Below are 22140 nucleotides of genomic sequence, written 5' to 3' on the forward strand. Positions count from 1 at the left end.
CAGGAAGAAGCAGACCGCATTCTCGGGCGCTCCCAGGGACACCTCGCGAAAAAAGCAGCGTAATCTGACGCGGATCATCGACCATCACGCCGGGATGCGGTGACCGATGCGCTGCGCGACTTCTATTCGGCGCAGATCGGTTGATCGGGGGAACAAGCCGGGCTTCCACGCTCTCCGGGCTTGGAAGCGACGCCTACGCATCCGAACCCATCCTTGCTCGCGTGAAAGGGACCCTTGTTTTCACGTTTTGTGGGCGTTTATGGTGGCCGCCGCCGGATGCATGCTATCGATCCCGCGTCTCTTGTCGATCCAGCGCATGACCGGCGTCACGGAGATACCGTGCACGACGATGGAAACCAGGATGATCAGAAACACAGTCGCCCACACGGTTGAAATTCCCTCGAAGGAGGCCGCTCCAGAAGCATAGGCAAGATAGTAGATCGAGCCTATGCCGCGAATGCCGAAGACACAGACGATCAGTTTTTCTGAGGCCGGGCGGTTGCAGCCAAGAAGCCCGATCCATCCGGTCAGGGGCCGGACTACGGCAATCACCAGAAACGCCACCGCAGCAATCCGCCAGTCAATATTCGAGAGCAACGTACCTTCCGCCAGGATGGAGCCGAAGCAGACCAGCAGGACCATTGTGCCCAGCCGTTCGATCTGCTCACCGAAGTCGTGCAGCTGACCATGAAAGTCGCTCTCTCGCTCGACACTGCGCAGCGTCAGGGCTGTGACAAATACGGCCACGAAACCGTAGCCGTGGACAAGTTCTGTCGCTCCGAAGGAACCGCAGGTGAAGCCCAAGGCGGCCAGCCCGTCGCCCGTCTTCGCGATCCGGCCTGTCTCCGGCACCTTGAAGGTCAGATAACCGAGAAGCTTCCCGGCAATCCATCCAACCAGAACCCCCGTCGCAAGCTTCCAGACGACGTCGAGCGCGAGCCAGTGGCCGATCCACCCCGAAACAGATCCCTGGCCGGCAAGCGCGATGGCTGCCATGACGAACGGGAACGACAGCCCGTCGTTGAGGCCGGCCTCCGACGTCAGTGCAAAACGGATGTCGTCTTCCTCTCCAGTCTTGGGTGGCCCCACCTGCACGTCGGCAGCCAGGACAGGATCGGTCGGCGCAAGCGCCGCGCCCAACAGCAGTGAAGACGCTACGCCCAGGCCGAGAAGCCCCCAACCCAGAACTGCGATGGCGGCGATGGAAAGCGGCATCGCTATGCCGAGCAGCCGCCAGGTTGTCATCCAACGCCGCCAGCCCAGAGGCCGATCGATCTTCAGCCCGGCGCCCATCAAGGCGACGATGACGACGAACTCGGAGAGATGTTCCGTAACAGTCGCGTCTTGCAGCGGGTTCATATAGGGCAGGGGCGTAAACGGGGACAACGCGAGACCAATGCCGATTGCCACACAGCAGATCGGCAAGGAGAGCGGCATCCGCCGCAAGGCCAGCGGAAGCCATGTCGTCAGCAGGACGACGACGCCGAAGATGAAAAGCGTGACGACGTAAGTGTTCACCCAGGTCTTCTTTCCACTATGCGTCCCGCTTCGATCCGAACAGGAATAGCCTTGGAAGCCGGCGTCTTCGACAATTCGTCGTGGTGGTCGATCGCATTCAGAACATTACATTCTGGATAGTAGGCGGCGATCGTGCCGCTTGGAAGATTGTGCGTCCTCACTTTGAGGCCACCAAGTTCCCGGCGCCTGCCGTCTTCGAAGTCGGCGACCAGTGTGACGCTCTCACCGTCAGTCAGGCCTGCTGCCTTGATGTCATGCTCGCACATCAGCACCACGTCGCGGGTGCCTTCGATGCCACGGAAGCGATCGGAATAACCGTAGATCGTCGTATTGAACTGGTCGTTCGAGCGGATCGTCACGAGCCGGAAGCGACCGCTGGCATCCGCAAAGGAGAGGGCGTTGAGCTGAGCCGGCGTCGTGAAAACTGCCTTCTTCTGCGGCGTCTTCCATACCCGTTCATGCGCCGCGTTGCCACGGTAAAAGCCGCCCGGCTGAAACATGCGCGCATTGTAGTCCTTGAAATCTTTCGGATAGCTGTATTCGATCAGGTCCCGGACGAGGCCGTAATCCCCGGTCCATTCGTCCCATTTCAGCTTCGGATGGGCAGCAATCGTCGCTTTGGCGATCCCGGCGACGATGGCCAGTTCACTCTTCAGCGCCTTCGATGCCGGCGTGCGTTTTCCGACACTTCCACTGATATGCGAAAAGCTGTCCTCCGTGGTGACGGACTGGTTTCCGCTTGCCTGGTTATCGATTTCGGTGCGTGACAGGCAGGGTAGGATATAGGCGGTCTTTGCCGGAAAAAGATGGCTGCGGTTAAGCTTGGTGGACACCATCACAGCAAGCTCCTGTTCAGCCCAGACCCGTTCCATCTCGTTCTGGTCGGGCACAGCCCGGACAAGGTTGCCGCCGAGGCTGATGAACGCCTTTATAGATCCATCCATCAATCCCTTGACGGCATCAACGATGGGCGTGCCGTCCTTGGTCGGCGGATCGAAGTCAAACAGTTCCTTCAGCTTGTCCATCGGAATGAGCTTGGTCTTTTCCGCGATGCCGACGGTACGCTGCCCCTGGACGTTGGAATGGCCGCGTACCGGACAGCAGCCCGCTCCCTCGCGACCGATGTTTCCGCGCAGCATGAGGAGGTTCACGACCATTGCGACGTTGAGCGCGCCTTGGCTGTGCTGCGTCAGGCCCATCCCGTAGACGCCAATGACGTTCTTTGCGCGAATATAGATATCCCCCGCTGCTCGAAGGTCTGCTTCCTTCAGGCCACTCTCACGCTCGATCTCAAACCAGCCCGTCGACCGGACCAGGTCGATGAACTGATCAAAACCGGTCGTATGTTCCTCAATGAACGCAATGTCGAGAACGCGGTCGCGCCCCTCGGCGACAGCCTGATCGTCAGCCTCAATCACATGCTTGCAGATGCCGAGGATCGCCGCGATGTCGCCGCCGGCCTGAACCTGATGGTACTGATCGGAGATCTGGGTCTCGCGGCCGGTCAGCATGTCGATGGGGCTCTGCGGATTGACGAAGGAGATGAGGCCCTGCTCAAGGATCGGATTGAAGGTCACAATCCGCGCTCCGCGCTTCTTCGCCTCCTGCAAGGGGTGGAGGAAACGGGGGCTGTTTGAGCCGGGGTTCTGGCCGAAAAAGAAGAAAGCATCCGCCTTTTCGAGGTCGTCCCAGACCACGGTTCCGACGGGGGAGCCAATCACCTTCATGAGACCCACCGATGTCGTTTCGTGACACATGTTCGAACTCTGCGGCAGGTTGTTGTTGCCATAGAGCCGCGCAAGCAAGGCGTAGAGATAGGACGCTTCAAGACCGGCATGGCCGGAGGAGTAAAAGACAACGCTCTCCTTCTCCAGTCTGTTCAGGACTTTGGCGATGCCTTGGAAAGCCTCATCCCAGGTGACTTCGACATAGCGGTCCGTGCCGGCATCGTAGCGCATCGGATGTGTCAGACGGCCAGTCAGTTCCAAGTCTTGGTCCTTCCATCCGCGCAATTCCGACACCGTGTGATTGTGCCAGAAGTCCGGTGTGCAGCGATGCGAGGTCAGTTCCCACAGCGTCGCCTTCGCGCCGTTCTCACAGAACTCGAACGGATGGTAGTTCACCGGCTTGGGCCAGGCGCAGGAGACGCACATGAAGCCGCGCGGCTTGTTCTGACGGGCAAGCGTCTCGATAGCAGCCGCCGTTGGCCAGCTTTCGCCGTATATGCGGGCTATCCCCTTAAGAGATCCCCATCCGCCGGACGGACCTTCGGCTTCAGGATTTTTGATAGTGTCGGCCATGACCATGATCCTTTGAGGAGTTCGCGTGAATAAGGAAAGGCGCCGCTCATCAAGCGGCACCGTGGTCAGGCATCAGGAAGTCGGCTCGTGGATTGGACAGCGATTGAAGCTTGCCCTAAACTTGGCCGAATGCGCATAGGTCGCCTTGCAGGCGCGGTTGATGTTGCCGAGCGGCTCATGCGCGGCAAGTCCGGTCCAGATACTGAAACGCATCGCCTCATCGACTTTCTGCACGTTTGCGTCAGACCAGCTATCCTGTGGCTCTGCACGCAATGTGGCGACCGCCATGAAGGGCGCGTCATTCTCGTCCCACTGGGTTGTGGGATCTTCGATCGGCTGCTTTTCAAGATCGCGACAGAGCTGAACGCAGAATTCCCATTCACCGGCAAGATGCTGCATCTCTGCCTGCACCGCGTCGCGAATGGCGTCCGGCTGATCCTTCGTATCGATCTGCTTGCCGGTCAATGCGGTGAGATCCCGATTGACAGGTCGGAGGCTGAACTTGGCGATATAATCGCCGTACCGGAATGGAGTGACGGTATAATAGGTCTGACCAAGCGGATCACCATCGGGCGCGCCGCCCAGAGACTGCACCGTCGGGCTGGATAGGCCGACAGTTTCGAGCGCGGTATTGATCCCTTGAAGCGCGTCGGACAAGACTTCCTTCGTACCTTCCATTCGGTCCGTCGTTTTGGCCAGCATCTTCAAGCTGCCGAGGAATTTCTTCGTGTTTTTAGCCTGGAAAACCGGGCTGTTGACCATGACGAAGTCCTGCGTCGATCCTTCCGCGTCGGGCAGTCGCCCGCCAGGGATATCGACCACCTTGAGCGCGAGGCCGCGCGGCAACGAGATGGCGTCGGGAAGAATGTCACCGGCATTTGTCGAGATGCGCATATAGGTTTTGTAGGTGCCTGGACGGGCGAACAGCCCCTGGGCAAGCTCGGGTGGCAGATCATCTTTGACCGTCATCGTCGCTTCCAAAATGCCGTGCGCCTTCGCGTGCACCGACCGCACCGCGTGCCCGTAGTCCTCGGCAGTCTTGTCGAGAATGATGTCGAAGGTCTCGTTCAGCTCGGCGATGGTCTTTTGTTCGTCTTCTTCCACGCTTTCGACCTCTGGCGTGTAGGGGACTGGCGGTTTGATCGGCATGAGAACTCCTTGCTAGCGGGAGATAGCCAAAGCGTTAAAAGACGTAGAAGTTCCTGCAAGCGATGCCTGGTCACGCGATAGTTTTCACCCGGCCGCGAGAGGACGTGGCCAGTGGCATGAGACCATGCAAGGGAAAGCCTCGAACAGCCAAAACCAGTCAGGGTGGCAAACGGCGGGCTGAGACCCGACCGATGTAAAGGAAACAGGTCAGCTGGCTTTGGACGGCGGTGGTGCGTCGTCGAGTCATTTGTCTCGACTTTCTATATCACCGGTGGTTCAGGCCCTTCGGCGATGGATGACCGTAACCAGGCATGAGTTCCTATAATGCGATGTTCCGGCGTCTCTCGGGTCGAAGATCATGGCTGAGACTTGGTGCCGTCGGACCCATTAGATGGATTGGCGCCGCTCGGCAGTTGTCCAGGTTTGACAATGCGTGAATTGCCGGTGTCTGGTGCCGGCTCGATGATATCGCCGTCGCCCACCGGCGGGGCCTTGAGCTCGCCATTGCATTTATCAAGCTTATCCGAAAGGTCTGGCATCTTCTCAGCTTTCCGGTTTGCTTCGGACGATGAAGGTGGTCGCGCGGTGCAGTCGCTCTGTGCTGGCGTCTGAGCCGCAGCAGGTAACTGGGCCAAGACGCTCACCAGTGACGTTGCTGCCAAGACGGCAATCCACGTTTTGGTTTTGTTTGTCATCAGGCTCTCCTCTACGAAACAACCCAATTGAGCCTGTGTCGTTCCCTAATGTCCGAAACCATAGAAATGCGGATCGAAATGGCGTTCAAAGTGCCCCCAATCATATGAATACTGGCCCCATAGTGTTCGATCATGGTTGGAACGTACCCTCCCAGGGATCGTTTGCACCGCTATGAACAGCCCGAAGAAAGATTTTCCCGTCAGCCAAGCCAGGCGTTTCCTCGAGCCTGGGCCGGTAGTCCTTATCTCATCGCGATGGAATGGACGGGACAATATCATGACGCTGGGCTGGTATACGATCCTTGAGTTCACACCTTCGCTTTGGGGTGCAATGATTTCTTCGGGAAATTGCAGCTACGAAATGATCCGACGCAGTGGCCAATGTATCGTCAACCTTCCCACGGTAGACCAGATCGACACCGTTTCGCGGATCGGCAATTCTTCGGGCGATGAAATAGACAAATTCGACGAATATGATCTGACAAAGGCTCGGGCTGATTATGTCGACGCGCCCACAATTGCAGAATGCCATGCGAGTTTCGAATGCCGGCTTTATGACGACACCCTGGTTGCCAGCCGTAATTTTTTCATCTTCGAGATCGTGAAAGCTCGGGTAGCCGAGAGACCGGTGCATCCGAAGACCTTGCACTATATCGGTGGTGGCGCTTTTATCACCGCGGGCAATGTGACCAGTCGAAAAGCCTTATTTACCAAAGTCACATGATACCTTCGCCCAAAGCCAGCCAACAAGCTGATCATCCACAATGCCAGATGACAGCAAGCCTCTCGTATCTAAAGACCGGGTGGCCCATACAGCTTCAAACTGCGTCTGGCACTCCTAGAGCCTGGCATTTCGGATCGATTTATCATCCGGGCATTCTCTAGGGGAGCCCCGGATGAGGTAGCTGTGAAGTATCAGCTCTCCGAAAAAATCGCGAAAATCACATTCCCGATTGTCGAGATATTTCCCGGACGGTTCATACGGGAGTCCGAAGACCTGATGGCTTATTTTGCCATGGAGCAGCGAAAGGAGTTTCCGAACTGCACACGTTGACGGCCTATGTTGATGGGCCGTTCAAAAAAGCTGATGCAGGTATCCAGAATACGACTACGATAACAAATGCCCTATATTCGGTTTGCGGCCCGGGCCAATCACTGCCGCTGTCTTCATCCATCGCCACATACGCCTTCGCACTCCGACGGCATAGCTTGCATACCGCCGGCTTTCGCGATGGAAAATGACCCAGCCGTATTTGCCGGCATCGTAACGTCAGCTCGCTGCCCTACCCACCAGTTGCTCAGACCCTTTCCGGCATTATCAGAAGCCAGAAGGCGGCAATCGCAATCATGACAGATATGGCACCCATGACCACAAGAGCGCTTCGGCCGTATCCGCGCTTTGACGGTAGGTCATCTGTCATGACTATGCACTGGCGCTGGTCGCATAGACCGCGATGCCGATCCATACACAGGCAGCCATCGTAGCCAGTATAGCGATAACGATCAGCACCGATCGGCCGAACACCGCCTTCTGCCGCTGCTGCGGTAACGGCTCAGTGTGGTTTTGAATACCGGGTTCGTCTTCAACTCGCATCGAGACCTCCAATTCTACCGCCAAAAAAAGAAAGCCTGGAAACAATTCCAGGCCATCCATGATGTCGGGTTAGCAGCTGCCCGAGCTTGTGGTTCCGGTAGCGGAACCGGCGGCAGAATTATCGGCACCCGTCGAACTCTGGCCGCAGGGGCGGTTGGCTTGGCCGCCGTCTCCACCGCCCTGACTGGTCGTGCCAGAAGATCCGGAGGTTCCAGAATTGCCGGAATTGCTCGAATTGCCCGACGTGCTGCCGGAAGAGTCGCCTGCGCTATTTCCTGAGCCCGAGCTGCTATCGCCGCCAGAGCCGGAAGAGCCGCCAGAGTTTTGAGCAAACGCGGACGTCGCGAGGCCCAGAGACAGCACTGCGACGGTGAGCATTTTCTTCATTGGATATTCCTCCACTTGGCCACACCCAGTACCAAACCAGTCGCGCCCGGCTAAGTTCCTTGACGCCACTGACAATCCGGTCTTCACCGTCGGATTTGCGTTACGGACGCCGCGCGCTTTTGGATACGCACTTCTGCCAGCCTGGCCTTGTCGGACGTGCCGCCCATTGGTCATCTCTTGGTGTGGTAGGTCATGAAGGTAGGAGAAGGGCGTCGGGGTATTCGTTCTGCGAGTGTTTTCGATGAGCCGATCATTCAGCCGGCACCATCTCCTCTCGCCGCCCATCTCTGATTTGCAGGGTCGCCATGAGCGTACCGACCCCGGCGATGATCAACATGATGCACACGCCGCTCGAACCAATGGTGTCGATCAGCCACGCGGCAACGACTGGGGTTGCAGCCGCGCCGACGATCCAGCTCAGATCCGCCGAAATGGCCGCACCGGTGTATCGATCCCGGCGGGTAAACTGACGGGCGACCAGGCGCGGGTTCTGGCCATAGGTCAGGCCAAGCAACGCAAAGCCGGTGATGATGAATGCACCGGTACCAATGCCGTCGCTCTGAAGAAAGACCAGGCTGAGCAGCGCGAAGACGACAGTGGCGGCGCCACCTGTTCTGACGACACGCAACGCCCCGACATGCTTACTCAGATAGGCACCGGCAAAGATCGATATTATGCCGACCGCAACGCCGATGATCTCATAGACAAAGGTGGTGCCGATGGCGGCGCTATCTCTCGCGACCGCACGGCCGAGCGGGTAAAATGTGATGAGGACGAGAGTTGCGATACCTGCGAAGGGAACAATCGCTCCGATCCAGACCGCCCCCCATTTGTCGATCCGAGTGATTGGCTTCGGATCAAGCTGGAAATCTTTCGTCGCCTCGACAAACTCGGAACTGGCAACGATACGCAGGCGCGCGAACAAAGCGACGACATTGATCGCGAAGGCTACATACATCGGATAGCGCCACCCGAACGCGAGAAAGTCTTCTGTCGACAGAGAGCTGTGGATATAGGTGAAAATGAGAAGCGCAAGGCCGAAGCCGATCGGCGCACCAAGCTGCGGTATCGTCGTGTACCAGCTTCGCTCCGAGGGTTTGGCATTGGCGGCGGCAACCGAGGTCAATCCGTCGAAAGCACCCCCAAGCGCGAAACCCTGCAACGCCCGAAAAGCAATCAAAAGGATGACCGCCGCCGTTCCGATCGAAGCATATCCCGGAATAAAAGCCGTACCAGCCGTCGACGCCCCGAGCAGCAACAAGGCGACAGTCAGCTTCGACCCGCGTCCGTAACGTCGCTGGATGCCGAGAAACAGCGCCGAGCCCAGCGGTCTCGTCAGATAGCCGATAGCGAATACGAGAAGCGAGTAGGTAAGACCGGCGGTCGGATCGCTGGCAAATGAGAAGATAAGTGCCGGGAAAACCAGGATCGATGCGATCCCGTAGGTGAAGAAGTCGAAGAACTCGGACGCTTTACCGATCACCATCCCCAGCGCAACGCTTTCGGCCTTCGGCTCATGATCGCTATACATGGCCTGTACGGTCTGTTCTTGTGGCGTGGAAGACGGATTTGATCCGGCTGACATGGCGAGCCTCGTGGGTCTGTTGCGGGGATTATGGCCAGAACTCGTGACGTGCCGAACCGTTCCGCGATGCAGCATCTCTCCAGCCAAGTGGAAACGGCGGTTCAGCGCTGCAGCATTTTGTCGCTTCGTGAGGGGAACTGTTCGCTGCCGGCACTCATTTGGGCTCTGGTCGCCGTAAGCATTTAGGCTGCGTCCAGATCGATAACCCGAAAATGGAATTGCCACCACCATGACATCAGATGCAAAGAAAATTCGTTATGCCGTCGTCGGCGGCGGTCAGATCGCTCAGCAGGCATTCATGCCCGGCATAGGCCAGACGAGTAATTCCGAACTCGCCGCACTTGTCACTGGCGACCCCGTGAAGGCAGATAAGCTTGCAAAGCGGTACGGCATCAAGCCGTGGACTTACGAAAAATACGGCGAGCTGCTGAAGTCCGGGGAAATCGACGCCGTTTACGTGGCGACCCCGAACGCCCATCACACCAATCACGTCATCACAGCACTCGGCGCGGGCATCCACGTCCTTCTCGAAAAGCCGATGACCTCCAGCGTCGAGGATGCCGAGAAGGTTCTTAAGGCCCAGAAGGCGAGCAGTGCAAAATTGATGATCGCCTACAGGCTCCACCAGGAGCCGGGCACGGTCGAGATGTTCACGCGTGCCCGCAAGGGTGACTTTGGCGAGCTTCGCGCGTTCTCGTCGACCTTCACCCAGAATGTCGCCGAGGAGAACTCCCGTGGCCATAATGGTTATTGGGGCGGTCCCGTTCCGGACATGGGGACTTATCCGTTGAACGCCGCCCGCAACCTATTTGGCGGAGAACCGGTCTTAGTCCATGCCGTCGGGACGAAGGCGTCCGATCGGGGCTTCGACTTCCATGACACGGTCGCGGTCACCCTACGCTTTCCCGGCGAAAAGACGGCCCAGTTCACCGTCAGCTATGCGGCGGCTACGGCTGAGAACTTCACGCTCGTCGGCACCAAGGCGACGATCCATGCGACGCCGTGCTTCATGTTCGGCCCAAAGCTCGGCATCACCTATGTCGAGAAAAGCGCAGATGGTGAGAAGACGCATAGCTTTAATCCTGTCGACCAGTTCGCCAACGAGACCCAGTATTTCTCCGACTGCATCCTGAACGACCGCGATCCTGAAGCCGACGGCGAGGAAGGCCTGATGGACATGCGTGTCCTTGCAGCCGTGGAAAGGTCGCTCGATACGGGCGAGACGGTCATCCTTCCGCCTGCTGAGCGGACGCGGCAGGTATCTTCCGACCAAGCGCTGGAGCTGCCGCCTGCGAAAGAGCCATCGGAAAAAGCGATGATCAGCATCGTTCCCCAGTCAAAGTGACCAACATTCGCCCAGCCGCCACACCTTCGGCGATCGGGAATCTCGCGAGGTGCAGCCCGGACAGTCATGCACTCAAATGGTAACAACTATCCGTGAACGCCCCCTAATCGACTGCGGATTCTGCACCGAATTTTGACCTTTCCTTGCCGACGCCGACTTCATAGAGGAAAATTATCGAATGAAATCAATTCCGACGTGATGTCGAGCGGCAGCAGTTGCAACATCCTGTTTCTGAACTGAAGTTTTTGTGAGGCTTGTCGGCGGCGGTAACGCCTCTAGCTCGTTGATTACCCCTTCGGTTCGAGAGAAATCTGCAGAATGACCAGCCAGCACACTTTCGCGCAGCATGAGCGCGCTCATTCGATCGATAGGGGTGATGTACCTGAAGGCGGTGTTGCCCGACATTCGGGGATGCCTGTGGCATGGCGTCGACGGCTGGTGATGGCTTTAAACGTGGTGACGATCATTGCCTTGGATGTCGTCGTCTATCTCGTCCTGTCGCCCGCAAGCGTGTTCGAGCCTGACGCGATCATTATGGCGGGCTTCCTACTCGCTTCACCTTGGACCGTGCTTGGTTTTTGGAATGCCGTTATCGGCCTGATCCTCCTACATGGGGCAGCCAACCCGGCCAGGAGCATTTATCCTTACTACAAGGAAGGGGCGGACATGCAGCCTGAGGCGCTGTCGTCACAAACAGCGCTCACGGTCTTTCTGAGAAATGAAGACCCTCAGCCGGTGTTTGAACGCCTCGGCGCCGTATGGGAAAGTCTTCGCTCGACAGGGCTGGACGACCACTTCAGGCTGTTTTTCCTCAGCGATACCTCCGACGTCCATATGGCGGAAGCTGAGGAATGGGCTTTCCTGCGCCTTGTCGACGCCATCGAGGCTGAAGGCGGCCATCGCCCGGTTTATAGGCGCCGAGCATCGAACGTGGGCTACAAGGCCGGCAACATTGAAGATTTTCTGAGGCAATACGGCCAGGACTATGATTTCTTCCTGCCGCTTGATTCTGACAGCGTCATGGCTGGGGATGTGATCGTGAAGTTGGCAGCCGCCATGGAGACGCATCCTGAGATCGGTATTCTCCAGAGTCTTGTGGTGGGCATGCCTGCGACGAGTGGGTTTGCTCGCATGTTTCAGTTCGGTATGCGGCACGGCATGCGATCCTTCACTATGGGATCAACCTGGTGGACAGCGGATTGTGGCGCCTATTGGGGACACAATGCCCTAATCCGAACCGCCGCTTTTCTGGCACATTGCCGGCTTCCCGTGCTGCCGGGGCGTTCACCGCTCGGTGGGCACATCTTGAGCCACGATCAGCTCGAGGCGGCGTTTATGCGCCGGGGCGGCTACGAAGTCAGGGTTCTTCCGATCGAAACCCGCAGTTTCGAAGCCAACCCGCCGACGCTGATCGAATTTGCACGACGCGATCTGCGCTGGTGCCAAGGCAATATGCAATACTGGCGGTTCCTGTTCGCACCAGGCCTAAAGCTCGTCAGCCGCTTCCAGATATTGCAGGCCATCCTGATGTATCTGGCACCACCGGCATGGATTGCCATGACCTTTGCGGCCACCTGGAAGGGAGTGACCACGGGCTTCACGCCAGCCTATGTCGAGCTCGGTTTCTGGCTGTTTATCACGGTCTTCCTCCTTTCGATTTCGCCGAAGATCGCAGGTGTCCTCGATGTGGTGTTCACGCGGGGAGCGATACGCCGTTACGGTGGCCCGCTGCGCTTTGGCCTGTCCACCGTGATCGAGCTCGTCACCTCAATGCTGATGGCACCGATTATCGCAGTCTCCGTGTCGATATTCCTTCTCGGCTTGGTGTTCGGCCGATCGGTAACGTGGAGCGGGCAAAACCGAGACCAGCTTGGCGTGTCATTTCCAACGGTGATCAAGGCAATGGCAGTGCAGACCATCATTGGCGCGACGCTCGCGGTAGTCGTCTTTGAGGCTGGAGGTCCCGTTGCGACGCTGTGGGCACTGCCCTTTACCGGAGGCCTATGTGCCGCCATTCCCTTTACGATGGTCACCGCTTCGCGCTGGTTCGGCCGATGGAGCACGCGCCTCGGACTGTTTGCCATCCCGGAAGAAAGCCATATGCCGCGCGTTCTGAGCCGGATCTTGCCAGAGGAGGCGCGCCGTTGGCGCAGGCTGCAAAACCGGGGCGGACCAACATCTGGCCGAGCTTGGCCGCGCGCATCCATTGAGCAGACTGAGGGAGGACGGTAGACATGGCCCGCGCTCTCTGGCTGACCGATAAGCGGCAAGCGCAGTTGCGAGAGGAGCCTCTTGGGGCGCTTGCTGCCAATGAAGTGCTCATCGAAGCTCGTTTCAGCGCCATCAGCCGTGGTACCGAGGCGCTGGTCGCCAACGGCGCCGTGCCGGTGAGCGAGTACGAGCGCATGCGTGCACCGCTCCAATCCGGTGCCTTTCCGTTCCCGGTCAAGTACGGTTATGCCACTGTTGGAAAAATTACGGCTGGCGCAACAGACAGAGTTGGTGAAACGGTCTTTTGCCTGCATCCGCATCAGGATGTTTTCCATGCCCCAGTGGAAATGGCTATCGCCGTGCCGCCTTCTATCGAGCCGGCGCGTGCGGTGTTGGCGGCGAATATGGAGACCGCGCTGAATGGCGTATGGGATGCGGGCATTTCCCCTGGAGACAGGGTGACCATTGTCGGAGCGGGCCTGATTGGCTTGCTGATCGCTTTCCTCGCCGCGGCGATACCCGCAACGCGGGTATCTCTCGTCGATCTTAACCCGTCACGCAGAGATCTGGCAGAGACATTCGGTTGCGATTTCAGGACGCCTGACGAGATCGAAGAGCTCGCCGGCGATGCCGACATTGTGTTTCATACTTCCGCAAGTGCGGAGGGCTTGGCGACTGCCATCTCGCTCGCAGCCTTCGAGGCCCGGATCGTCGAGATGTCCTGGTATGGCTCTCGAAGCGTCGAGATCCCCCTTGGCGGATCCTTCCATAGCCAGCGCCTTTCCATAGTCGCTTCGCAAGTCGGTCACGTCTCGGTTTCTCGCCGCGCGCGTTGGCCGCTGTCCCGGCGGCTGGAGACCGCGCTCGCGCTTTTGGATGACGACCGACTTGATCTTCTCGTTTCGGGAGAGACCGCCTTTGAAGACATGGCAGGTGCCTATTGCGGCATCCTTGCCGACCCCGCCACTCTCTGCCACCGCATCCGCTACCGATAATTTGAAAGGACATCCATGTTTGCCGTCGAGGTTCGAGATCACATGATGATCGCCCACAGCCTGCCGCGCCCGGTATTCGGTCCGGCACAGGCCATGCACGGCGCGACCTTTGTCGTCGATGCAGCCTTCATGACCGAAGATCTGGATGAGGATGGTCTCGGCGTCGATATCGGGCTTGCCACGACGGTTCTCGCGGAAACGGTCAAGCCGCTGAATTACCAGAATCTCGACGAGCTTGAAGATTTTCGCGGGAGGGTGACCACGACCGAGGTGCTGGCAAAGCATATCTTCGATGAATTGCGCCGCCGTATCAAGCAAGGCGGTCTCGGCTTCGGTGGGGCACGTATCAAGCGTTTGAGGATCACGCTTCATGAAAGCCATGTCGCTCGCGCCTGGTATGAGAGCGAGGTCTAAGCGTGTCAGCAGACGATCGCCAACTGACATTCGCCATCCCCGGCGACATCGAGACCCCAAGCGGTGGCTATGGTTATGATCGACGAGTAATGAGGGAGCTCCTAGCTCTCGGTTGGACGGTCGACCACATGGTGTTGCCGGGAGCTTTCCCCCATCCCGCTGCGCGGGATATTCACGACGTTGCGGCCAGGTTCTCGGCAATCGGCGATGACAGCCTTGTCCTTGTCGACGGTCTTGCCTTTGGGGCAATGCCGCAGGTCGCAACCGCCGAAGCCGCGCGATTAAGGTTGGTGGCGCTCGTGCATCATCCGCTGGCCCTCGAAACAGGCTTGACCGACGATCTGCGTCTAGGCCTGAAAAATAGTGAAAAAGACGCCCTTAAGGCGACTCGCGGTGTAATCGTGACAAGCTCTGCCACCGCTCACACGTTGACAGGGGAATTCGGGGTGAATCCTGAGACGATTCTTGTAGCTGTTCCGGGCACTGATCGTCCCGTGCGAATACCTGCAGAGCGCGAGGACCGATCGGTGCAGTCACCTCTGATCCTTGCTGTAGGTTCGCTGACACAACGAAAGGATCACGCAACACTTATCTCCGCCCTGCAGATGGTGGCCGATCGACCGTGGCAATGCAGAATTGTCGGCAGTGCGACCATGAGCCCAGAAACAGCCCACGCATTGAGGCGACAAGTCGCCGCGTACGGCCTCAGCGATCGCATTGCTTTGACGGGCGCGGTCAACGACGTTGCTATTGAATTCGGACGGGCCAACATCTTCGCGCTCGCGAGCCGCTATGAGGGCTACGGGATGGTCTTCGCAGAGGCGATGTCGCATGGTTTGCCGATCGTTGCATGCCGGGGCGGTGCCGTTGCGGATGTGGTTCCCCAAACGGCTGGTATGCTTGTCGATCCTGGTGACGTTGCAGCTTTTGCCCAAGCACTGGCGTCTCTGCTCGATAATCCCGAGAGACGACGCAAGTTCGCGGCCGGATCACTACAGGCGAGCCGCTCGCTTCCTGATTGGTCATTACAGGCCCGTGCTATTTCAGACTTTTTGGATACGATCATATGACCGGCTTTCAGTCCCGCTGGCTCGATTTGCGCGAGCCTGTCGATAACAGCGCACGTCATGCAGGTCTTCGCAGGCTTGCAGTCGACTTCGTGGCTGAGAATGGCCCTGAAGCGCGGATCGTCGATCTGGGGTGTGGCACCGGTTCGACTTTCCGGGCCCTCTCACCCGAGGCATCGGGCTGGCGGTGGCAACTCGTAGATAACGATCCACGCCTGCTGGACGAGGCGCGGTCACGCCATGGGGCGAACGATCATCTAGAATTCGTCAGTCTGGATCTGACGAATATCTCAAACGATCTGTTTGCTGGTACGACGCTTGTGACGGCCTCGGCTTTGTTTGACCTCGTGTCTCTTGAGCTGGTCGAGACATTGGCGTTCTGCTTGAAAGCGCAGAGGGCAAGCCTCTATGCGGCGCTCAACTATAATGGCAGTTGCACCTGGAGCCAACAACACGAGGCTGACGGTGTCGTGGTCGCGGCGTTCAACGATCATCAGCGTAACGACAAGGGCATGGGCCCCGCGCTTGGGCGGGATAGTGGCCCAGCCCTGAAGCAGGTCTTCGAGAAAGCTGGCTTCAGGGTGCTCGTCGGTGAAAGCTCGTGGCGGTTCGGACCTGAGCATGGCGAGCTTCACCGTCAGTTCATTGAGGGCATGGCACATGCCGCTGGCGAAATGCGAAGCCTCGATCCGCTTCTGCTAGACGATTGGCGCCAGCACCGGCTCGCACGTACCAACAGTTCATCTTGCGAAGTAGGCCATTGGGACGTCTTGGCATTTGCGTCTTCCATGGCGACAACTGGTTGAAGTACGACAACATGATCGTGGCGGGTTTCATGAACCGCCTGTCAAGGAGGCTCTTACTCCCACGCAGCGCTATGGGAGAGCGAGACCGAGGGGTCAAGACCGAACTACAGTCGATAGTCATGATAGGCGTCTATATCTGCGCTGGCATTTCGCTCCGACTTCATTGCCGAAAGATCTTGCAGAGCCAGGCCTGCGCCATAAATCTGGCAGCGACACAACGGGAACAAATTGCAGTCACGCAATGGAAATGTAGAGCGGGTACCGATGCGGAGCGAAACGGGGAAGACTTTCAAAGGGACGGACGAGATCTCTCGGCTTGTCGAGAGCGGAGACTGGGACGATTCCATCCTCGGCCCGCCGTCGTCATGGCCTCTCTGTCTGAGATCCGCCGTCGATATCATGCTTCCCGCGATGGCCCAGATCGTAATGTTCTGGGGCCCCGATCTGGTTGCGCTCTACAATGAGCCCTACGCTCCGACGATCGGCCAACGACATCCCAGGGCGTTCGGCCGTCCGGCGCGCGAGAATTGGCCCGAGCTCTGGGATGATCTCGAGCCGCTTCTGCGCCGGGTAATGGAGACCGGCGAGACGCTGGCGGCAAAGGATCGTCCCTTCTACATCGAGCGGCACGGCTACCCGGAGACCGTCTATTTCGACATTTCGTACTCAGCCATTCGCGATGAGTATGGAGCAGTCCGCGGCGTCTTTTGCATCGTCAACGAAACGACCGACCGTGTCCGAGCCGATCAGGCACTGCAGGCCAGCGAGGAGCGGCTTCGGGCAGTCATATCCCAGTCGGCTGCCGGCATTGGTCAGGGCAGCCTTCAAGGCGAGATCATGCACGTTAATCGACGGTTCTGTGAGATCGTCGGCTATGAAGAGGGAGAACTTCTCGGGAAAAACATCGCCGACATTACCTATGCCGGTGACATGCCCGAGCAAACCCGCCTGTTCAGCCGGCTGGCCGCGACCGGCGAAAGCTTCGATATGGAGAAGCGCTACGTCCGGAAGGACGGTGGCCTCATCTGGGTGAACAATACGGTTTCCGCGCTGCGCGATGACCAAGGGCGAATCCATCAGGTTGCCGTCATCTCGGTCGACATCAGTGAGCGCAAGAAAGCTCAGGAAGCCGAGCGCCGCCTGGCTTCTATCATTGCATCCTCTAACGATGCGATCCTTGCCATCGACCTGGACATGACGATCACGGCCTGGAACGGAGGCGCTAAGCGGCTCTATGGATACACGGCCGAGGAGATTGTCGGTCAGTCTGTCTTGATGCTGGTGCCGAAAGACAGGGTCGATGAAGAGCCGGCTTTGCTCGAGCAGGTCAAAGCTGGCTTGGTGATTGAGGCCTATGAGACCAAGCGCCGCCACAAGGACGGCCATCTGGTCGACGTTCTATTGAGCGTCTCACCCATTCATGACACCGCCGGCAAAGTTGTCGGGGCCTCGAAAATCGCTCATGATATTTCCGCGAAAATGGAAGCTGACCGGCTTCAGGCGGTGCTGATCGGCGAGTTGCATCACCGGGTCAAGAACGTATTCGCGACGGTGATCGCCATTGCGCGTCAGACTTTCGCGAAGGCGACCGATACACAGGACGCGGTCGCCGCGTTCGAGGCGCGCCTCTCGGCAATGGCCCACGCTCACGATCTGCTTGCGGAAGGTGACTGGCAGAGCGCGGACCTCGCTGCGGTGGTGGAGCAGGCCGCTGCCCCTTACCCGCCAGAGCGATTTACGATCTCCGGTCCATCGGTTCTTCTGCCGCAAAAGGCTGTTGCAACATTCTCGCTCGCCCTCCATGAACTTGGAACGAACGCGGCCAAATATGGCGCGCTGTCCGTCCCAACGGGACGGGTGTCGATCATCTGGACCTATGACCCTGAAACCTCGGCTCTCAGTCTCCGGTGGCAGGAGAGCCACGGGCCGAAAGTGGATATCCCGACCAAGAAGGGCTTCGGATCGCGACTCGTCGAGCGCTTACTAGCGGCGGAGCTTAACGGGGCATCGACCATCATCTACGACCCTGCCGGGGTCATCTGCGAGATCGAGGCATTGCTCCCGCCGCATGGCAGAGCATAACCAGCAGGAACGAATTCTACCGCCATGACTTCTGTCGTGACGTAACGCAATCAGGACCGCTATGCAGGAAAAGGATCAAAATCGACACGACGCGCGCAACGCGGGTGATCGCCTGGTCGCCGGACATGTGAGTGAAGATCCATTCGCGGCGGCGTTCAAAGCCACGCGCATGCCGATGATCGTCACGGATCCCAGCCAGCCCGATAATCCGATCATTTTTTGCAATGAGGCATTCCGGAAACTGACCGGCTACAGTGATGACGAAGTGATCGGCCGGAATTGTCGCTTTCTGCAGGGGCCGGAGACGGACCGGGACACCGTCGCTAAAATTCGCGACAACATTGCCGCCGGCCAGGATGTGGCAGTGGATATTCTGAACTACCGCAAGGACGGCAGCACGTTCTGGAACGCCGTCTTTATCAGCCCCGTGCGGGACGAAGCGGATAAGATCATCTATTTCTTTGCCTCCCAGCTTGATTTCACGACAGTCAAAAGCCGGGAAGCGGATCTCGCAGCGGCTCGACATCAGGCCGAGGCAGAGGTGGCAAAGCATACCGCCAACCTTCGCGCGGCGCTGGATGCGCGTACACTGCTCGTCCACGAGGTTGATCATCGGGTGAAGAACAACCTGCTGACCATGGCCTCGATCGTTAAAATGCAAGCGCGCGTCACCAAAGACGATCGGCAGAGGCATACACTGATGTCGGTCCTCAATCGCATCGAAGCGCTCAGCACGGTGCAACGCAAGCTGTTCACGCTCGATGACGTCTCCAAATTCGACATGTCGGAATTCACCCGAGAGCTGGTGACGGATCTGGTGGATGCCACCGGCCGCAAGGACATCCGGTTGTCTCTGGATCTCTCCCCGCTTCTCGTACCGGCCGTGAAGGCAACGCCGCTGTCCCTGATCGTCAACGAGCTTGTCGGGGATGCCGTCCGGCGTGGTTTGAGCGATGGCGGCGGCGATATCCATGTTGTCGTTCGGCGCCTGAACGGTCATTTCCTGATCCGTGTCGAAGACACGTCGGAACCAGTCGAGCCGGACAGCGAGAGCGCTGAGCTCGGCAAAATGTTGCTGGAAGCATCGGCCTTGCAGTTGGGCGCTGAAATCGAACGGAAACAGGACGGTCGAAAGACCGTCGTCGATGTGGTGCTGCTCGTTGGCGACCACCAGGAGAATGCGCATTGAAAGTCATGATTGTCGAAGATGAAATGCTGCTTGCCATGGAGCTTGAGAGCGAAGTGGAAATGGCAGGCCATCAGGTGACAGGTCTTGCCATGAGCAGCACTCAGGCACGCGAACAAATCGATGCCTCGAAGCCCGACTTCGCGTTCGTCGATATCCACCTGATGGACGGTCCGACCGGAATCGACGTGGGGCGCGAGCTTGCGGCTGCCGGTATCCCCTATGTCTTCGTCAGCGGAAATATCAAACGGATACCGCAAGATTTTGCCGGCGCGCTTGGAGCAATCGAAAAGCCCTATACGATGAACGGCATGAAGAATGCCCTCGCCTATATGTCGGCGATTATTGGAGGTGAAGAAAGCGGCGCGCCGCCAGCGAGCCTGGTCCTGGCGGAGGATGCGAACGCAGGAAAGCGCTTCGGCTAATGCTTGGAGGAGCATTTGCCAGAGGCGGATAACACGTGGGAGGAAATAATGAGCCAAAATCAGAACATTCTGAAAGAGGTCAAGCCAAAGCTTCTGGCTCTGGTTGATGAGCTCGTCGCCAGGGGTGCCGAGCGGTCTGCGGTTATTTATATGATCGAGCAAGAATCTGCCCAGCTGCGTGACGGGTTGGACAATCGATCCGATCATCAGGTTGAGGAGCCCTCAAACGATTGGCCGGCGGCAGGCAGATCCCAGTAGATCTTGCCTGCCATTCGATTTTGGCGGTTTGGTCCGGGCGATCAGACCCGGGCCAATGTTTTTCGCGCTGCGCGCACCACGGCGTCTGTCGTGATGTCGAACTTGGCGTAGACGTCGCCGATTTTGCCCGATGCGCCGAACTCATGCATGCCGACGAATTCGCCATCGAGACCAAGATAGCGATCCCAGGAATCGCGGACAGCCGCTTCGACTGCCACACGCGCGCGGGTTTCGCCAAGCACCTGGCGCTGATAACCGGCATCTTGCCGTTCGAACACGAGACGGCACGGCATCGACACGACAGCTGTTGGAATCCCGTCTTTCTGCAGGGCATCCCGCGCCCCGACCGCCAAGTGAAGCTCCGAGCCTGTTGCCAAAATCGTCAGCTGCCGCTCACCGCCCTCCGCCTCGAGCAAGACGTAACCACCTTTCGCCGATTGGTTTTCCGAGGAAGAGTCCCGGCGGAGGAGCGGCATAGGCTGGCGAGAGAGGGCGAGCAGCGCTGCCTCACGCGGGGTATCGAGGATCGTCTCCCAGCACTCTGCAGTCTCGATCGGATCTCCTGGTCGGTAGACGGCCAGCCGCGGAATTGCCCTGAGCGCGCTGAGATGCTCGATCGGCTGGTGGGTCGGACCATCCTCACCAAGTCCGATGGAATCGTGGGTCATGACGAAAATCGAACGGATTTCCATCATCGCAGCCAAGCGGATCGAAGGACGGCAGTAGTCGGAAAATGTCAGGAATGTACCGCCATATGGGATAATGCCACCATGTAGCGCCAGACCATTCATGGCGGCCGCCATGACATGCTCACGGACGCCGTAATGAATATACGAACCCTCGAAATTCCCGGGCCTGATTTCAACCTGGTTTTTCGCCTTGGTGTTGTTCGATGGCGTGAGATCTGCCGATCCGCCAAGAAGTTCAGGGATCGCGTCGAATAGATGGTTTAACACGATGCCGCTGGCCTGTCGGGTCGCCAGATCCTTCTCGGATGCGAGAAGCTCGGTCTTGGCTGCGCCGATCGCCGATTTCCAGTTCTGAGGCAGCTCGCCTTTCATCCGCCGCTCGAAGTCGCGGTTTCCGCTTCCCTCAACCCTGCTTGCCCAGGCCCCGCGCTCTGTGCCACCCTTTCCGCCGATCTTCCGCCATGCTTCGAGCAGGTCCTTCGGAATCTCGAAAGGCGGAGACGTCCAGCCTAGGATTTCCCGGGCTCCGGCGATCTCGTCTTCGCCGGGCGCATCACTATGGGCTTTCTGCGTGCCCGCCTTGGTCGGGAATCCGAACCCGATGACCGTTTTGCACGCGATCAGCGATGGGCGGTCTGTCACCTTCTGGGCTTCGATAATGGCTGCCCGAATGGCGTCGGTATCATGACCGTCGATCTCCTGGACATGCCATCTGGCTGCCCGGAAGCGAGCAGGCTGATCGTCGGACTCGGCGAGGCTTGTCGCGCCATCGATCGAAATCGAGTTGTCGTCCCAGAATGCGATGAGCTTACCGAGCTTCAGGTGGCCTGCCAGCGAAATGGCCTCGTGGCTGATGCCTTCCATGAGGCAACCGTCACCTAGAAAGACATAGGTGTGGTGATCCACCAGCTCATCGCCGAAAGAAGCGTTCAGGATCCGTTCGCCGAGCGCCAGGCCGACCGAATTCGCGATGCCCTGGCCAAGTGGCCCGGTCGTCGTCTCGATACCGGTCGCATGATGATATTCCGGATGGCCAGCGGTGCGGCTGTCAATCTGGCGGAAGCGCTTGATCTCCTCGATCGTCATATCCTGATAGCCGGTCAGGTAGAGCAGGCTGTAAAGCAGCATCGACCCATGGCCGTTGGAGATGAGAAAGCGATCCCGGTCGAACCAATGCGGATCGGCGGCGTCAAACTTCAGGAAATCGGAAAACAGCACCGTTGCGATATCGGCCATGCCCATAGGCATGCCGGGGTGACCGCTTTTGGCCGCCTGAACCGCATCCATCGACAGGAACCGGATGCAATCGGCCATATCGCGCAAATGTTGATCTTTGGGTGTGGGGACGGTTTTGCGGGTCTGGTCAGCGATGTCGGACATGATCACTCCTCTTACGTGCCTTACCCCGCGTGCGAGCCGCGGGTTAAAGGCATC

General features: G+C 58.5%; 18 protein-coding genes. 11 read left to right on the forward strand and 7 right to left on the reverse strand.

Going from position 1 to position 22140, the window contains the following annotated elements; genetic code table 11:
• Window positions 1-240: 240 nt before the first annotated feature.
• The 4 genes from NCHU2750_RS26910 to NCHU2750_RS30710 all read right to left on the reverse strand — a co-directional run bounded on the left by NCHU2750_RS26910 (window position 241) and on the right by NCHU2750_RS30710 (window position 5662).
• Window positions 241-1518, reverse strand: a complete 1278-nt coding sequence (locus tag NCHU2750_RS26910) for a cation:proton antiporter (RefSeq protein WP_119944879.1) — start codon at window positions 1516-1518, stop codon at window positions 241-243.
• Window positions 1515-3824, reverse strand: coding sequence for an FdhF/YdeP family oxidoreductase (locus NCHU2750_RS26915; RefSeq protein ID WP_502703883.1), 2310 nt, complete (start codon window positions 3822-3824; stop codon window positions 1515-1517). The genes NCHU2750_RS26910 and NCHU2750_RS26915 overlap by 4 nt, the downstream gene beginning before the upstream one ends.
• A 66-nt stretch (window positions 3825-3890) precedes the next feature.
• A complete protein-coding gene (locus tag NCHU2750_RS26920; protein ID WP_119944880.1) occupies window positions 3891-4967 on the reverse strand; it encodes a catalase family protein in 1077 nt (358 codons plus the stop codon).
• A 356-nt stretch (window positions 4968-5323) separates the two neighbouring features.
• Window positions 5324-5662: a hypothetical protein gene (locus NCHU2750_RS30710; RefSeq protein ID WP_162939816.1), complete on the reverse strand. Its 339-nt coding sequence runs from the start codon at window positions 5660-5662 to the stop codon at window positions 5324-5326.
• Window positions 5663-5834: 172 nt separating this feature from the next.
• Here NCHU2750_RS30710 and NCHU2750_RS26930 point away from each other — a divergent pair, with 172 nt between their 5' ends.
• Window positions 5835-6386, forward strand: a complete 552-nt coding sequence (locus NCHU2750_RS26930) for a flavin reductase family protein (protein ID WP_119944882.1) — start codon at window positions 5835-5837, stop codon at window positions 6384-6386.
• A 699-nt stretch (window positions 6387-7085) separates the two neighbouring features.
• Here the strand turns inward: NCHU2750_RS26930 and NCHU2750_RS26935 are convergent.
• Together NCHU2750_RS26935 and NCHU2750_RS26940 are read right to left on the reverse strand one after the other, a co-directional pair.
• Entirely contained in the window at window positions 7086-7316 is a 231-nt protein-coding gene (locus NCHU2750_RS26935; protein ID WP_119944883.1) for a hypothetical protein, read from the reverse strand.
• A gap of 577 nt (window positions 7317-7893) precedes the next feature.
• Window positions 7894-9459, reverse strand: coding sequence for an MFS transporter (locus tag NCHU2750_RS26940; protein ID WP_119944884.1), 1566 nt, complete (start codon window positions 9457-9459; stop codon window positions 7894-7896).
• Between NCHU2750_RS26940 and NCHU2750_RS26945 the strand changes: the two genes are divergently transcribed.
• From NCHU2750_RS26945 to NCHU2750_RS26990, 10 genes are all read left to right on the forward strand, one after another.
• Window positions 9458-10573, forward strand: a complete 1116-nt coding sequence (locus NCHU2750_RS26945) for a Gfo/Idh/MocA family protein (RefSeq protein WP_119944885.1) — start codon at window positions 9458-9460, stop codon at window positions 10571-10573. The two genes, NCHU2750_RS26940 and NCHU2750_RS26945, sit on opposite strands and share 2 nt — an antisense overlap.
• Window positions 10574-10891: 318 nt before the next feature.
• Complete coding sequence (mdoH, locus tag NCHU2750_RS26950; protein WP_119944886.1) at window positions 10892-12805, forward strand: glucans biosynthesis glucosyltransferase MdoH; 1914 nt, start codon at window positions 10892-10894, stop codon at window positions 12803-12805.
• A gap of 2 nt (window positions 12806-12807) precedes the next feature.
• Entirely contained in the window at window positions 12808-13779 is a 972-nt protein-coding gene (locus NCHU2750_RS26955) for a zinc-dependent alcohol dehydrogenase (RefSeq protein ID WP_119944887.1), read from the forward strand.
• 15 nt (window positions 13780-13794) lie between these two features.
• The gene (locus tag NCHU2750_RS26960; protein ID WP_119944888.1) at window positions 13795-14193 is read left to right on the forward strand and encodes a 6-pyruvoyl trahydropterin synthase family protein; all 399 of its coding nucleotides are present in this window, start codon (window positions 13795-13797) and stop codon (window positions 14191-14193) included.
• 2 nt (window positions 14194-14195) lie between these two features.
• On the forward strand, window positions 14196-15263 hold the full coding sequence (locus tag NCHU2750_RS26965; RefSeq protein WP_245480549.1) for a glycosyltransferase family 4 protein: 1068 nt from the start codon (window positions 14196-14198) through the stop codon (window positions 15261-15263).
• On the forward strand, window positions 15260-16066 hold the full coding sequence (locus NCHU2750_RS26970) for a class I SAM-dependent methyltransferase (RefSeq protein WP_119944889.1): 807 nt from the start codon (window positions 15260-15262) through the stop codon (window positions 16064-16066). The genes NCHU2750_RS26965 and NCHU2750_RS26970 overlap by 4 nt, the downstream gene beginning before the upstream one ends.
• Window positions 16067-16330: 264 nt before the next feature.
• Window positions 16331-18148, forward strand: coding sequence for a PAS domain S-box protein (locus NCHU2750_RS26975; RefSeq protein ID WP_119944890.1), 1818 nt, complete (start codon window positions 16331-16333; stop codon window positions 18146-18148).
• 61 nt (window positions 18149-18209) lie between these two features.
• The gene (locus NCHU2750_RS26980; protein ID WP_119944891.1) at window positions 18210-19337 is read left to right on the forward strand and encodes a PAS domain-containing protein; all 1128 of its coding nucleotides are present in this window, start codon (window positions 18210-18212) and stop codon (window positions 19335-19337) included.
• Window positions 19334-19759 carry a response regulator gene (locus NCHU2750_RS26985; protein ID WP_119944892.1) on the forward strand — a complete coding sequence of 142 codons (426 nt, stop codon included), beginning with the start codon at window positions 19334-19336 and terminating at the stop codon, window positions 19757-19759. The genes NCHU2750_RS26980 and NCHU2750_RS26985 overlap by 4 nt, the downstream gene beginning before the upstream one ends.
• 48 nt (window positions 19760-19807) lie before the next feature.
• On the forward strand, window positions 19808-20017 hold the full coding sequence (locus NCHU2750_RS26990; RefSeq protein WP_162939817.1) for a hypothetical protein: 210 nt from the start codon (window positions 19808-19810) through the stop codon (window positions 20015-20017).
• A gap of 41 nt (window positions 20018-20058) precedes the next feature.
• On the opposite strand, the gene tkt is transcribed toward NCHU2750_RS26990, so the two are convergent.
• Window positions 20059-22086, reverse strand: coding sequence for a transketolase (tkt, locus tag NCHU2750_RS26995; RefSeq protein WP_119944894.1), 2028 nt, complete (start codon window positions 22084-22086; stop codon window positions 20059-20061).
• Window positions 22087-22140 lie beyond the last annotated feature (54 nt).

Origin of the sequence: Neorhizobium sp. NCHU2750, assembly GCF_003597675.1 — a bacterium.
Taxonomy (GTDB): Bacteria; Pseudomonadota; Alphaproteobacteria; order Rhizobiales; family Rhizobiaceae; genus Neorhizobium.

Bases quoted from the DNA above. Each gene is read 5' to 3' on its own strand.
- NCHU2750_RS26915 (WP_502703883.1), bottom strand. From the start codon at position 3,824: ATGGTCATGGCCGACACTATCAAAAATCCTGAAGCCGAAGGTCCGTCC.
- NCHU2750_RS26920 (WP_119944880.1), bottom strand. From the start codon at position 4,967: ATGCCGATCAAACCGCCAGTCCCCTACACGCCAGAGGTCGAAAGCGTG.
- NCHU2750_RS30710 (WP_162939816.1), bottom strand. From the start codon at position 5,662: ATGACAAACAAAACCAAAACGTGGATTGCCGTCTTGGCAGCAACGTCA.
- NCHU2750_RS26930 (WP_119944882.1), top strand. From the start codon at position 5,835: ATGAACAGCCCGAAGAAAGATTTTCCCGTCAGCCAAGCCAGGCGTTTC.
- NCHU2750_RS26935 (WP_119944883.1), bottom strand. From the start codon at position 7,316: ATGGATGGCCTGGAATTGTTTCCAGGCTTTCTTTTTTTGGCGGTAGAA.
- NCHU2750_RS26945 (WP_119944885.1), top strand. From the start codon at position 9,458: ATGACATCAGATGCAAAGAAAATTCGTTATGCCGTCGTCGGCGGCGGT.
- NCHU2750_RS26940 (WP_119944884.1), bottom strand. From the start codon at position 9,459: ATGGTGGTGGCAATTCCATTTTCGGGTTATCGATCTGGACGCAGCCTA.
- mdoH (WP_119944886.1), top strand. From the start codon at position 10,892: ATGACCAGCCAGCACACTTTCGCGCAGCATGAGCGCGCTCATTCGATC.
- NCHU2750_RS26955 (WP_119944887.1), top strand. From the start codon at position 12,808: ATGGCCCGCGCTCTCTGGCTGACCGATAAGCGGCAAGCGCAGTTGCGA.
- NCHU2750_RS26960 (WP_119944888.1), top strand. From the start codon at position 13,795: ATGTTTGCCGTCGAGGTTCGAGATCACATGATGATCGCCCACAGCCTG.
- NCHU2750_RS26970 (WP_119944889.1), top strand. From the start codon at position 15,260: ATGACCGGCTTTCAGTCCCGCTGGCTCGATTTGCGCGAGCCTGTCGAT.
- NCHU2750_RS26975 (WP_119944890.1), top strand. From the start codon at position 16,331: ATGCGGAGCGAAACGGGGAAGACTTTCAAAGGGACGGACGAGATCTCT.
- NCHU2750_RS26980 (WP_119944891.1), top strand. From the start codon at position 18,210: ATGCAGGAAAAGGATCAAAATCGACACGACGCGCGCAACGCGGGTGAT.
- NCHU2750_RS26990 (WP_162939817.1), top strand. From the start codon at position 19,808: ATGAGCCAAAATCAGAACATTCTGAAAGAGGTCAAGCCAAAGCTTCTG.
- tkt (WP_119944894.1), bottom strand. From the start codon at position 22,086: ATGTCCGACATCGCTGACCAGACCCGCAAAACCGTCCCCACACCCAAA.